Origin of the sequence: Moraxella sp. K02, from assembly GCF_041154755.1 — a bacterium.
Lineage (GTDB): Bacteria > Pseudomonadota > Gammaproteobacteria > Pseudomonadales > Moraxellaceae > Faucicola.
In genome coordinates, this window is record NZ_AP031590.1 from 391,873 (window position 1) to 404,096 (window position 12,224).

General features: G+C 45.7%; 9 protein-coding genes. 4 read left to right on the top strand and 5 right to left on the bottom strand.

Translation table 11 applies throughout. The annotated features are described in order from the left end of the window. Positions 1-111 precede the first annotated feature (111 nt). The 4 genes from carB to ACAM39_RS01815 form a co-directional block, all read right to left on the bottom strand. Complete coding sequence (gene carB, locus ACAM39_RS01800; RefSeq protein WP_369628012.1) at positions 112-3,357, bottom strand: carbamoyl-phosphate synthase large subunit; 3,246 nt, start codon at positions 3,355-3,357, stop codon at positions 112-114. Positions 3,358-3,468: 111 nt separating this feature from the next. Further along, the gene (locus ACAM39_RS01805; RefSeq protein WP_369628013.1) at positions 3,469-4,332 is read right to left on the bottom strand and encodes a PhzF family phenazine biosynthesis protein; all 864 of its coding nucleotides are present in this window, start codon (positions 4,330-4,332) and stop codon (positions 3,469-3,471) included. Continuing rightward, positions 4,333-5,526, bottom strand: coding sequence for a glutamine-hydrolyzing carbamoyl-phosphate synthase small subunit (gene carA / locus ACAM39_RS01810; protein ID WP_369628014.1), 1,194 nt, complete (start codon positions 5,524-5,526; stop codon positions 4,333-4,335). Between the two features lie 256 nt (positions 5,527-5,782). After that, positions 5,783-6,016, bottom strand: a complete 234-nt coding sequence (locus ACAM39_RS01815; RefSeq protein WP_060995074.1) for a hypothetical protein — start codon at positions 6,014-6,016, stop codon at positions 5,783-5,785. A 134-nt stretch (positions 6,017-6,150) separates the two neighbouring features. Here ACAM39_RS01815 and ACAM39_RS01820 point away from each other — a divergent pair, with 134 nt between their 5' ends. Beyond that, complete coding sequence (locus ACAM39_RS01820; RefSeq protein WP_369628015.1) at positions 6,151-7,422, top strand: FAD-dependent monooxygenase; 1,272 nt, start codon at positions 6,151-6,153, stop codon at positions 7,420-7,422. Continuing rightward, positions 7,419-8,666, top strand: a complete 1,248-nt coding sequence (locus ACAM39_RS01825; RefSeq protein WP_369628016.1) for an FAD-dependent monooxygenase — start codon at positions 7,419-7,421, stop codon at positions 8,664-8,666. The genes ACAM39_RS01820 and ACAM39_RS01825 overlap by 4 nt, the downstream gene beginning before the upstream one ends. Positions 8,667-8,740: 74 nt before the next feature. Here the strand turns inward: ACAM39_RS01825 and ACAM39_RS01830 are convergent, their stop codons facing one another. Continuing rightward, the gene (locus tag ACAM39_RS01830) at positions 8,741-9,952 is read right to left on the bottom strand and encodes an OmpA family protein (protein WP_369628017.1); all 1,212 of its coding nucleotides are present in this window, start codon (positions 9,950-9,952) and stop codon (positions 8,741-8,743) included. A gap of 517 nt (positions 9,953-10,469) precedes the next feature. On the opposite strand from ACAM39_RS01830, the gene ACAM39_RS01835 reads away from it, so the two are divergent. Further along, on the top strand, positions 10,470-11,099 hold the full coding sequence (locus ACAM39_RS01835) for a rhomboid family intramembrane serine protease (protein WP_128680960.1): 630 nt from the start codon (positions 10,470-10,472) through the stop codon (positions 11,097-11,099). A 105-nt stretch (positions 11,100-11,204) separates the two neighbouring features. Continuing rightward, on the top strand, positions 11,205-12,140 hold the full coding sequence (locus ACAM39_RS01840; protein ID WP_369628018.1) for a metallophosphoesterase: 936 nt from the start codon (positions 11,205-11,207) through the stop codon (positions 12,138-12,140). The last annotated feature ends 84 nt before the right edge of the window (positions 12,141-12,224 follow it).

Consider the following 12,224-nt stretch of genomic DNA (forward strand, 5'->3'; position numbering starts at 1 on the left):
ACGTGGCTATACTTAGGGCAAACCCAGTCTACACCCCAAACCTTAGAATTATCTTAACCCATAAAAAAAATACTGACAGCGCTGGCTATCAGTATTTTAGACTAGGGATGGTTATTCCTGTGTCTGTGTATGTAGCGATTGGAGCTTATACACATCAAATGGTAGTTGCACTTTATACGCTTGGGTAACTGCTGCCGCGGCATTTAAGGTAGTCACATTAAATACTTTATGCTGTAAGGCTGAGCGGCGAATCGAGAACGAGTCTTCATGCGCTTGTTTGCCTTCAGTGGTATTGACCACAATCGCAATCTCACCGTTTTTGATGGCATCGACGATATGTGGGCGACCCTCGGTAACTTTGTTGATGCGCTCACAGGGGATACCTGCTTCGATCAAGATTTTTTGTGTACCTGAGGTTGCCACGAGTTTAAAGCCATACTCGGCAAATTGTTTTGCCACTGGTACCAGATTGGCTTTGTCGCTTTCACGCACCGATAAGAACACTTTTTTAACTTCATTTTCCACTGGCAAACCGGGCAATCTATCATTACTGCCGATGATGGCTTTGTAGTAAGCTTCACCAAAGGTCTGACCTACACCCATGACTTCACCCGTTGATTTCATCTCAGGGCTTAAGATGGGGTCAACGCCTGGGAATTTGGCAAAAGGGAAGACCGCTTCTTTAACCGCAAAAAAGGTTGGAATCACTTCAGTGATAAAGTTTTGTTCCACCAACGTTGTGCCCGCCATACAACGCGCAGCGACTTGTGCAAGTGAAGTGCCGATGCATTTTGATACGAAAGGCACCGTACGTGAGGCACGCGGATTGACTTCAAGAATATAAACCACACCATCTTTGACCGCGTATTGGACGTTCATCAAGCCCACCACACCCAGCTCTTTTGCCATCGCCACGGTTTGTTCGCGCATCACATCGCAAATTTCTTGGCTGAGTGAATACGGGGGGATTGAACACGCTGAATCGCCGGAATGCACGCCCGCTTGTTCGATATGCTGCATGATACCGCCAATCACCACATTGGTGCCGTCAGAGATACAATCCACATCCACTTCAATCGCATCATCCAAGAAGCGGTCAAGTAATACAGGGGCTTCATTGGACGCTTGTACGGCTTCACGCAAATAACGACGCAGTTCGTTTTCGTTATAAACGATTTCCATCGCGCGACCGCCCAACACGTAAGAAGGACGGACAACTAGGGGATAGCCCACTTGCGTCGCTTTGACGATACCGTCTTCGGTACTGGTCGCCAAGGCATTGGGTGGCTGAGTAAAGCCCAATTGCTGAATCATGTGTTGGAAACGTTCACGGTCTTCTGCACGGTCAATCGCATCTGGGCTGGTACCGATGATATGCACGCCAGCGGCTTCCAGTGCGCGCGCTAATTTTAATGGCGTTTGTCCACCGTACTGTACAATCACGCCTTCGGGCTTCTCGATGCGCACGATTTCAAGCACATCTTCTAACGTAATAGGCTCAAAGTACAGACGGTCAGAGGTGTCATAGTCAGTTGAAACCGTTTCAGGATTACAGTTGACCATGATGGTCTCATAACCATCTTCACGCATTGCCAAGGCGGCATGCACACAGCAATAGTCAAATTCAATACCTTGACCAATGCGGTTAGGACCGCCGCCGATGACCATGATTTTTTTGTTGTTGGTTGGATTGGCTTCACATTCGTCATCATAGCTTGAATACATGTAAGCGGTTGAAGTCGAAAACTCTGCGGCACAGGTATCCACGCGTTTGTACACAGGATACACGCCCAAATCCCAACGTTTCTTACGCAGTTGTTTTTGTGAAATACCAAGCAGCGTTGCCAAGCGTAAATCTGATAACCCTTTACGTTTGAATTGACGCAGGTTATCGCTGTTCAAACCGCCAAAGCCCGTCTCTTTCACCAATTTTTCCGTTTTGACGATGTCTTCAATTTGCACTAAAAACCAAGGGTCAATGCGAGTAAACTCAAACACCTCATCCACGCTCATACCAAAACGGAAGGCATCAGCAATGTAGAAAATACGGTCGGGTGTAGGGGTTTTTAATTTAACTTTTAAGGTACTGCGAATGGTATCGTCGTCTTGATTGAAATCAAGATACTCATCAAAGCCATTCACCCCAATCTCAAGACCGCGTAACGCTTTTTGCATCGACTCTTGGAAGTTACGACCAATCGCCATCACTTCACCCACCGATTTCATTTGGGTAGATAAGGTGCTGTCAGCTTGGGGGAATTTTTCAAAGTTAAAGCGCGGTACTTTGGTCACCACATAATCAATAGCAGGCTCAAAGCTGGCTGGGGTCAAGCCGCCTGTAATGTCATTGCTAAGTTCATCGAGGGTATAACCAACCGCAAGTTTTGCCGCGATTTTGGCAATTGGGAAACCCGTGGCTTTAGATGCCAAGGCAGATGAACGGCTGACACGTGGGTTCATCTCGATGACGACCATACGACCTGTTTTTGGGTCAATACCAAATTGTACGTTTGAACCCCCGGTCTCCACACCAATCTCACGCAGCACCGCCAATGACGCATTACGCATGATTTGGTATTCTTTATCCGTCAGCGTCTGAGCAGGTGCCACAGTGATAGAGTCGCCTGTATGCACACCCATAGGGTCAAAGTTTTCAATCGAACAGACGATGATGCAGTTGTCTTTTTTGTCACGGACAACTTCCATCTCGTACTCTTTCCAACCGATTAAGCTTTCATCAATCAATAGTTGGTGAGTGGGCGATAAGTCAAAACCGCGCTCACAAATCTCGACAAATTCGTCACGGTTGTAGGCAATACCGCCACCCGAACCGCCCATGGTAAACGACGGGCGAATGATGCAGGGAAAGCCGACTTTGGCTTGAATGGCGAAGGCTTGTTCCATGGTTTCAGCCACTTCGGCGCGTGGGCACTCTAAGCCGATTTTTTTCATTGCTTGGTCAAACAGGTTGCGGTCTTCGGCTTTTTCGATGGCGTCTTTGGTCGCGCCAATCAGCTCACAGCCATATTTTTCCAGTACGCCATGCTTGTCTAAGTCTAACGCACAGTTGAGCGCGGTTTGTCCGCCCATGGTTGGCAAGATGGCATCGGGGCGTTCTTTATCAATGATGCGCTCTACCGTTTGCCAGGTGATGGGCTCGATGTAGGTGGCATCTGCCATGACAGGGTCAGTCATGATGGTGGCTGGATTTGAGTTAACCAGAATGACGCGGTAGCCTTCTTCACGTAAGGCTTTACAGGCTTGCGCGCCTGAGTAGTCAAATTCACAGGCTTGTCCGATGACGATAGGACCTGCGCCAATGATAAGAATGGATTTGATGTCGGTACGTTTTGGCATTGCTTTACACCCTTTTTAACTGCATTACTTAAAATTTAAAATAAAAAACTGAGTACTAACTGATGTTTTAAAACCCTAATTTTAAAAAAAGCGCGATTAACGCACTTTTTATTATAAATAAAATTCACCTTTGCCCACTTCGATGACATTGCCACCCACAAAAATGTTTTGCTCGTTATCGACGTTGAGCGTCAAGCGGTTGGGTCTGCCCATGTCATCGCCTTGGTGAATGGCTTTGCTTATCGGATAGTGATTTTGGCTAATAAAATACGCCCCCAAATTGGCACATGCCGAACCTGTGCCGCTGTCTTCTACCAAGCTATTATTTTGCTCAAAAAACATCCGTGAATGGATAATGTCACCATCATCAAACCAATAATAAATAGACGGCTCTTTGGTGGTTTTAAAGGGATTATCAATGTTTAACTCACGAAGTTTTGGCATATCAATTTGCACATTGGCTAGCGCTTGGCGATTGGTTAGTTCAACCAAGATTTGTTGTGTGCCGCTATTGATAAAATAAGCATGACCTACAAAATCGTCCGTATTTATGCCACTTAATGCTGCCAAACTAGCCTTATCAGCATTAATTTGCTTAGCCTGATAACCCTGAATTTTGATTTGTATACGGCTATTACTGGTAAAAATTTCTACTGCCTTGGCTTGTGTATTAACCACAAATTGACTGGGCAAGTCATTGAGACTTTTTAAAATAAATCCCGAGCCAAGCGTGGGATGTCCTGCCAGTGGCATTTCATAATTTGGGGTAAAAATACGTAAATTGGCGACAGCTTTTGTAGCGTGTAAATCAGTTGGCGCAAAGATAAACACCGTTTCACTCAAGTTAAACTGCTGAGCAATCGACTGCATTTGCTCATCATTTAGCCCATCGGCATGGGGAAATACGGCAAGCGGATTACCACCAAAATGGCTTTCAGCAAAGACATTAACCAAGTGAAAAGGGTATTGTTGCATTTACGCTTTCGCCTTTGCCATCATAGCTGCGAATTTATCAAATAGTGGCGCACAGTCATGAGGTCCTGGGCTTGCCTCTGGATGTCCTTGAAAGCTAAACGCAGGCTTATCGGTCAGCTCAATGCCTTGATTTGAGCCATCAAACAACGAGCGATGCGTCACTTTAATATTGCTAGGAAGCGTACTTTCATCTACCGCAAAACCGTGATTTTGTGAGGTAATCATCACCGTACCTTGCTCGATATCTTGTACAGGGTGGTTGGCACCATGGTGACCAAATTTCATTTTTAGGGTTTGCGCGCCGCTAGCGAGTGCCAATAGCTGATGACCTAGACAAATCCCAAACAGCGGAATATCGGTTTGGGTGATGATGTGTTTGATGGCATCAATGGCATAAGTACAAGGTTCAGGGTCGCCAGGACCATTGGACAAGAAAATACCATCTGGGTTGTGTTTGAGCACTTCATTGATAGGCGTTTGGGCAGGCACAACGGTGACATGACAGCCGCGGTCAACGAGCATACGCAAGATGTTGGTTTTGACGCCGAAGTCATACGCCACGATGTTAAATTTTTGCTCAATGTCAGTGCCCAATTCTTTAAAGCGACCACAAGTTGGGCTCACTTCTGGACTCACCAATTGCCATGAGCCTTGCGTCCAGGTAAAACCTGCTTGGTCACAGCAGACTTTCGCCAAATCCATGCCTTTGATACCAGCAAAACTTTTGGCAAGTTCGATTGCTTTGGCTTCATCGAGCTGACCGTCGCTATCGGCGGTCATGATACAACCGTTTTGTGCGCCTTTTTCACGCAGTAGGCGAGTGAGTTTACGGGTGTCGATATCAGCGATGGCAACGGTGTTATGGTTAATCAGATACTCGCTCAGTGATTGGCTTGAGCGAAAGTTACTGGTCGCCATGGTCAAATCACGGATAATCAATCCGTTTGCCCACACTTTATGAATGCGACCTGACTCTGTGTCTTCATCGTTGGTGCCAGTGTTACCGATATGCGGGTAGGTTAACGTGACGATTTGCTGGGCGTAACTTGGGTCGGTCAAGATTTCTTGGTAACCTGTCATCGCTGTATTAAACACGACTTCACCAACGGTGTGTCCGCTAGCGCCGATGCTTCGACCATAAAAAACCGTACCATCTGCTAATGCCAAAATTGCTTTTGCGTAATTCGTGTTCACCTAGTGCCTCCGCTCGTATCCTGTGTTCTACCTATGTGTGCGACGGTATACAATGCCCAGTCAATGCACATACCGTAAAAAGTATCGCCCACAAAAAAGCGAGAAGACATTGATTTTAAAGAAAATAGCTAACTGGTTTTAATGCGTTACCAGTCTGTGCCATTAACTTTATCATGCCAACTCGCTAAGGTTTGATTTTGCCTATTTTAACAGAACATCACAAAAAAAGGTAGCCAAAATTTTTGTCGAAATCAGTCTAAAAACTACGTAAACTTGGTTGAAACAAACCGACCACAAACCAAATCGTTTCAACAATCCAAATGATCAGTACATACAAGCGGATTTGCTCGGCGGTCCAATCTAGCGAAAACCAGCCAATTAGCCACCACGATTGCCAACCTTCTAGCCATTTTGCGCCATTTCCCAGCAGCACCCAGCCATAAAATATACTGCTAAGCAAAAACAGCAACAACCACTGCAGTACTGACATTTTGCTTATTCCTTCAACATTTGCTTTATGGATTTTACCCAATTGCCGACACAAAGCGCGTAAGGATTTGTGCTAAACTGGTAAAAAATTCTGATAAGGTGCGCTTTAACGGCCCTTTAAAAAAGAGAACAAGCATGAATATTCTTACCCCCCAAACTGTGGTGATTATCGGCGGCGGCAATGTGGGTTTATCCTTCGCTTTACTGCTTGCTGACAAAGGCATCTCAAGTACGTTACTAGAAAAAGCCAACTATCCGACCATCAGCCCTGATGATGACTTAGACCGCGAGCAATTTGACAGCCGTAACATTGCGCTGTCACGCCGTACAGTACAAATTTATCGTGGTATCACCTTGAATGGCAAAGCGCTATGGGATGACTTGCAAAGCCATGCCTGCCGCATCGATGAAGTCGCTATCAGTGAAGAAGGTAGTTTTGGTAAAGCGACGCTCAATAAAGAAGCTGAAGGGGTGGAAAGTTTTGGACAAGTGATGGAAAACGCGTGGCTTGGCAAAAAATTACTGCTCGCCGTGCAAAACAATCCGCTGATAACTTTGCTAGACGGTGCCACCTTGACCGATATACAACAGACGGCAACCGATGTCACCATTCGCTTTGACCAAGCTCACCAAGCTAGCCAAACCTTAACGGCTGATTTATTGGTGGCTTGTGATGGTCAAAACTCGCCAAGCCGTCAACTACTGGGCATTGGCGTAACTTCACACGATTATCGCCAAGTAGGTGTCGTGGGCGTGGTCATGACGGACAAACCGCACCATCATCAAGCGATTGAACGCTTTAATAAAATGGGCGCAGTTGCCGTGTTGCCTTTGGTTGATGCGTTTGATATCGGTCAAGGGGATGGACGACAAGCCCAGCAAGGCTGCCGCCGCTCTGTAGTGTGGGTGTGCCCAAAAGGCGAAGAACAGCGCTATTTGGACGACGACCAATACTTTCTTGATACCATTCAACAAGCCTTTGGCAACTTAGCAGGCAGGTTTGTCAAAGCGGGTAAACGCGGCGCGTATCCACTGGTGAAAATATTGGCAGATAGTCAAGTCAAAGGTCGCTGCGTTATCATGGGCAATGCCGCCCACACCCTGCACCCTGTGGCAGGACAAGGCTTTAACCTATGTATGCGCGATGCTGATACGCTCGCCAAAATGCTGGCACAGCAAGTGATGCGCGGCGAAGATATTGGTGATAGTCGCATGCTACAAACTTATGCCAAACGCCGTAAAGCCGACCAAAAACGGGTAGAAATTTTCTGCGATACCGTGGTGTATGGCTTTATGCACCAAAATCCCTTGCTCAAAATCGCGCGTAATGTGGGCTTGATTGCCTTTGATAAAGTGCCATTTGTGAAGCCAGCTGTGGCTACCTTTGCGATGGGGCTGAAATCATGAAAAACACTACATTAATCATCGGCGGTGGTGTTGTTGGCACGACATTGGCGTTAAAGCTTGCCCAAGCGCGCCATCCTGTCACCTTAATCGATGCTCGCCCAAAACTTTTAGCAGCCGATTGGCGCGACAAACTTAATCAGCGTGATGCTCGTGTCTATGCCCTAAGCGTTGCCAGTATCAACCTACTCAAAGAGGTCGGTGCATGGCAGCGTATCGAACAAAGCAAACGCAAAGCCGACTATACCCAAATGCAGGTATGGCAAACCAATGGCGTGGGTGAGCTAAATTTTGGTGATGCTCAAACACCGCAATTATTGGGTAGTATGGTTGAGCCCTTTATCATCGAAAAAGCGCTGTATGACGGTTTTGACGATGAGCGGCTTGTCCATCAGGGTCAATCCTATTTGCACCATATTGCAGGGCATAAGGTCACTGATATCGCTTGGCAAGGTGAAGATTTGGGATATCAAGTTAGCTTAGATAATGGCACCACGCATCAAGGTAAGCTATTAATCGGGGCTGACGGGCGCGGCTCTATGGTACGCCAAGCGGCAGGGATTGCGTTAGATACTTTGGACTATCAGCAAACGGCAATCTGCTGCGCCATCAAAACCGAGCAGCCACACAAGGCGACAGCCAGACAAGTGTTTTTGCCGACAGGGCCTTTGGCACTTTTACCGTTGGCAGATGTGACGGCTGACGATCAGGCGAACCCGCAACATTGGCAATCAGTGGTATGGACATTGCCGACCAATGCTGCACTTGATTTACTCACGCTGACGCCAAAAGAGCTTGCTAAAGAACTCGCCTTTGCCAGTGGCTATGCCTTAGGGGATATCACTGAGATTGAGTCAATCGCCAGCTTCCCACTGGGTGCCCAACATGCCAAAAATTATGTCAAAGCCAACTTAGCGTTGGTTGGCGATGCCGCGCATGGGGTGCATCCTTTGGCGGGACAAGGCTTAAACTTGGGTATGCTCGATATCATTGCCTTGAGCGATATTTTACAAAAAGATTACCAGCGTTCAGGCAACAAACTATGGGCAAGTTTTGCCACCTTACAGCGGTATGAGCGTCAACGCTATGCTAATAACGCGATGATGATGCACAGTTTTTCAGGGATTAATTGGATTTTTGGTATACAGTTGCGTCCGATTCAGCAGCTGCGCAGTGAAGGCGTCAGCGTGATTAGCAAAATCAAACCCTTGATGAAATTTTTTACCCAAAAAGCCAGTGGCATCTAAAAATTTTTAACAGCAAAAAAATCCTCGATAAGCTATCGAGGATTTTTAACGATGAATCAACCGTGAAAGGTGATTTATTTCGCTAGGCTTGCAACCGTCGTAACAGTTGTAGTAGCAGTGGCAGGAATTGCGTTGTCATCAATAATGTATGCATCGACACGGCGACCTTCTTGGTCTTTACCCGCAGCACCTGTCGTGTCTTGTGGTTTGATCAATTCAAGTTGTGATTGAGGCACACCATTAGCTACCAAGAATGATCTAACCGCTTGGGCGCGCTCTTTTGCTAACTTCTCATTGGCAGCAGCATTACCTGTGCTGTCGGTATAACCACTGATACCGATTTTTTTGCCTTGTTTAGCGGCTTCAAGGATATCATTGGCTTTTTCTGTGGCATTACCAGCAACTTGTGCTTTACCTGTAGCAAAGTAGAAGCTTAAGCGACCATTTTCAAATACCACTGAAGGTTCAGTACTAGAGATGATCGTCGCTACTGTCTCAGTGGTCGTCATCGTGGTGCCAGATGCCATTGGCATGCTTGCTACCGCCATGTCAGTTGAAGCTACAGGCATTGCCATGCTGTTTGTGGCACTTGCCGCAGAGACTTCAGTTATAGTAGTGGTTGTCGTTGTTGAAGCAGTGGTAGAAGCCACAACTGGCGTCGCGACTGGCTCAGTTTTGTTACATGATTTTAACAATGCCCAAGCCAATGCGCCTAAAATCAACAAACCAATGATTGGCAGTAACATTTTCATCAAGCCGCCTTCATCGCGTTTAGGCGTAGCAACTAGATGCTCCTCTGTACGAGTGGTCGTTTGTACAGTAGGCGTGGTGGCTGCATGCACAGGCGACAAATTCAACATGGTTAAAATACCCGCTGGGATAAATGCATATGCCCAAGCAGGAATCACAGAAGCCACAGACGCAATATTGTTTGATAAGAAAGTATTGAGTGGTGTCGTACCTGCTAGTGAGCGTAATTCACGCATTACCAGCGGCGCGGCACGGCTTACCAACGAACTAGTTTCTTGCTCTGGTACACTGTAATGACGTGAAAGCTGTTGCACTAGCTCTGTGCGGTGGGTGGTATCTGGTAGTATACGGTCAAAAAAGCTGTGGTCATCATCAGCGATGGTTGCATTAGCAAAGCTGTTAGAAACAGTACCGTCAGCAAGACGGGCAACCAAGATAGCGTATAATTTTTCTAATAAAGATGAGCGATTTTCGTCAGTTGCATTGTTTAAAAGAACGGGTGTTACTGTACGGGTTAAATGTTCAATGATATTCATAATTCAAGCCTCAACAAAATGAAGGGTTATCAACCACCATAAAACCAATGTATTATTGTTATATCCAGCACACTAGCCAATAATTCTATTATATGTTTTCAAAAATTATTATTTATGGTTGTTGGGTTTATTATTGTATTGCTATTTAATTTACGCTTAACAATACTGAGAAAAACTGCGGTGACTCAACAGATTTTGTTAAGTCTTTTGCAGTATTACTCAAACATAACTAATAAATTAAAGCAAAATCGGCTCGCCTTCAGTTATGTTAAGGTAACTATTGCGTAAATATTGTGTTAAAAATTCAAATCGTCCCCATTTTGGGTAAACTTGGGTAAAAATGTGTTGCTCAAATTTGAAGGGTTTGTCATTAGTTTCATGCTACAAGGTGAAAGTAATACTACAAGGCAGCTCTAGGTATCACCTATATTAATAAATTCACATTTGGCTTATTGAGATAATCCGCTATCTTTATCATAATCCTACTTATCATTATTTATTGCTATTTTGAGGTGCTATGTCACTTTTTTCTAACCATACTTTATTTATCATTATCATTACGGTGGTTGTCAGTTTATTAGCTTGGCAATCGCCCCAACTGATGCAAAGGTTAATTTTTTATCCGCCTGCGGTGCAGCGTGGACAAGTCGATCGGTTTGTCACCCATGGTTTTATCCATGCCGATGGCATGCACTTATTTTTTAATATGTTTACCCTGTACTCGTTTGGACAAGCGGTGCAGGGATTGTTCATGTCCAAACTCGGCAGTCTAGGGTTTGTGCTGTTTTATCTTGCCGCTTTGGTGGTGGCGATTATGCCAACCTATCTTAAACAAAAGAACAATCCTCGCTATAGCAGCTTAGGCGCATCGGGCGCTGTTTCAGCAGTAATTTTTAGCTATATTTTGATGAATCCTTGGTCGACATTATTGCTGTTTGTGATTCCTGTACCTGCGATTGTGTTCGCAGTGGCGTATGTGGCGTATAGTGTGTGGGCAGATGGGCAAGGTCGTGGCAGTATCAATCATTCGGCACATTTGGTGGGTGGTATTTTTGGTATGTTAGCCACCATTGCCATTGAGCCCGGTATTGTGGCGCATTTTTTTAACCAATTAATGCACCCAAGATTTTTAGGCTTTGGCGGCTAACATTGAATGGCTAAAAATAGGGGCTAAAAATTGCGTGGCAGGTTGCCCAGTCACAGGTTGGCTAATTAACGGTAAAGTCGTAAAAAGCAGTAAAAGGTAAAAAACATGATTTATGATGTGATTGGTGATGTGCATGGTCGGGCAGATAAACTCATTGGGCTACTGACGCAGTTGGGCTATCAAGATAATGGTCAGTGTTTTCAAGCGCCTCCCAATCACCAAGCGATTTTTATCGGCGACTTGATTGATCGGGGCAGTCAACAGCTGCAAACCTTATCTATCGTATTTGCGATGATTGACCACGGGCAAGCGCTCGCGGTGATGGGTAATCACGAGTATAATGCGTTAGCTTACGCCACACCCGATGCCCGCGATGCAAGCCAATATCTACGACAACATGATGATAAACATACCTCGCAGCATCAAGCGTTCCTTGATGAAGTAGGGTTTGGCAGTGAGTTGCACCAGTTTTGGCTCAAGCGGTTTTATGAATTACCACTGTGGCTAGCGTTGGATGATGCGTGTTTTGTGCATGCTTGTTGGGACAGTGACGCGATGGCGATTTTAAAACCGCTGTTAACGATAGACAATCGCTTGACGCCCGTTGCGCTACAAAAAACCAGTGAGGAAGGTACGCCACCTTTTGAGGCACTGGAAAGAGTGCTTAAAGGTGTGGAAGCACCGCTACCTGAAGGCATTCTTCTAGTCGATAAAGAAGGTCATCAACGTAAAAATGTACGGGTACAGTGGTGGCAACCGAGTTTGTCGTTTCAGCCGATTCACCAGATCGCGCGCGCCAGTCAAGAGGATTTGATTCATATCCCTAAAGACACGCTGACCGCTGAGATTGTGTTTGGGCTTGACCATGACAAACCTATTTTTGTCGGGCATTATTGGCTCAATGGCACGCCTGAACTGCTTAGTCATCAAGTCGTCTGTGTGGATTATTCTGCTGCCAAAGATGGGTTTTTGACGGCTTATCAATTTGACACCGATCATCCGGCTTTGACCTCAGCGAATTTTGTGCAATATCAGCATTAACCCAAAGCTAAACAGTCAACTGGGTGTAACATAAATTAAAATATTTGTTTAAAGCTTACGGCTAAAAATGATAGCCAGTGAGCA

Excerpts from the sequence above, each read along its gene's own strand:
- ACAM39_RS01825 (WP_369628016.1), top strand. The coding sequence starts at position 7,419 with ATGAAAAACACTACATTAATCATCGGCGGTGGTGTTGTTGGCACGACA.
- ACAM39_RS01830 (WP_369628017.1), bottom strand. The coding sequence starts at position 9,952 with ATGAATATCATTGAACATTTAACCCGTACAGTAACACCCGTTCTTTTA.
- ACAM39_RS01815 (WP_060995074.1), bottom strand. The coding sequence starts at position 6,016 with ATGTCAGTACTGCAGTGGTTGTTGCTGTTTTTGCTTAGCAGTATATTT.
- carB (WP_369628012.1), bottom strand. The coding sequence starts at position 3,357 with ATGCCAAAACGTACCGACATCAAATCCATTCTTATCATTGGCGCAGGT.
- ACAM39_RS01805 (WP_369628013.1), bottom strand. The coding sequence starts at position 4,332 with ATGCAACAATACCCTTTTCACTTGGTTAATGTCTTTGCTGAAAGCCAT.
- ACAM39_RS01840 (WP_369628018.1), top strand. The coding sequence starts at position 11,205 with ATGATTTATGATGTGATTGGTGATGTGCATGGTCGGGCAGATAAACTC.
- ACAM39_RS01835 (WP_128680960.1), top strand. The coding sequence starts at position 10,470 with ATGTCACTTTTTTCTAACCATACTTTATTTATCATTATCATTACGGTG.
- ACAM39_RS01820 (WP_369628015.1), top strand. The coding sequence starts at position 6,151 with ATGAATATTCTTACCCCCCAAACTGTGGTGATTATCGGCGGCGGCAAT.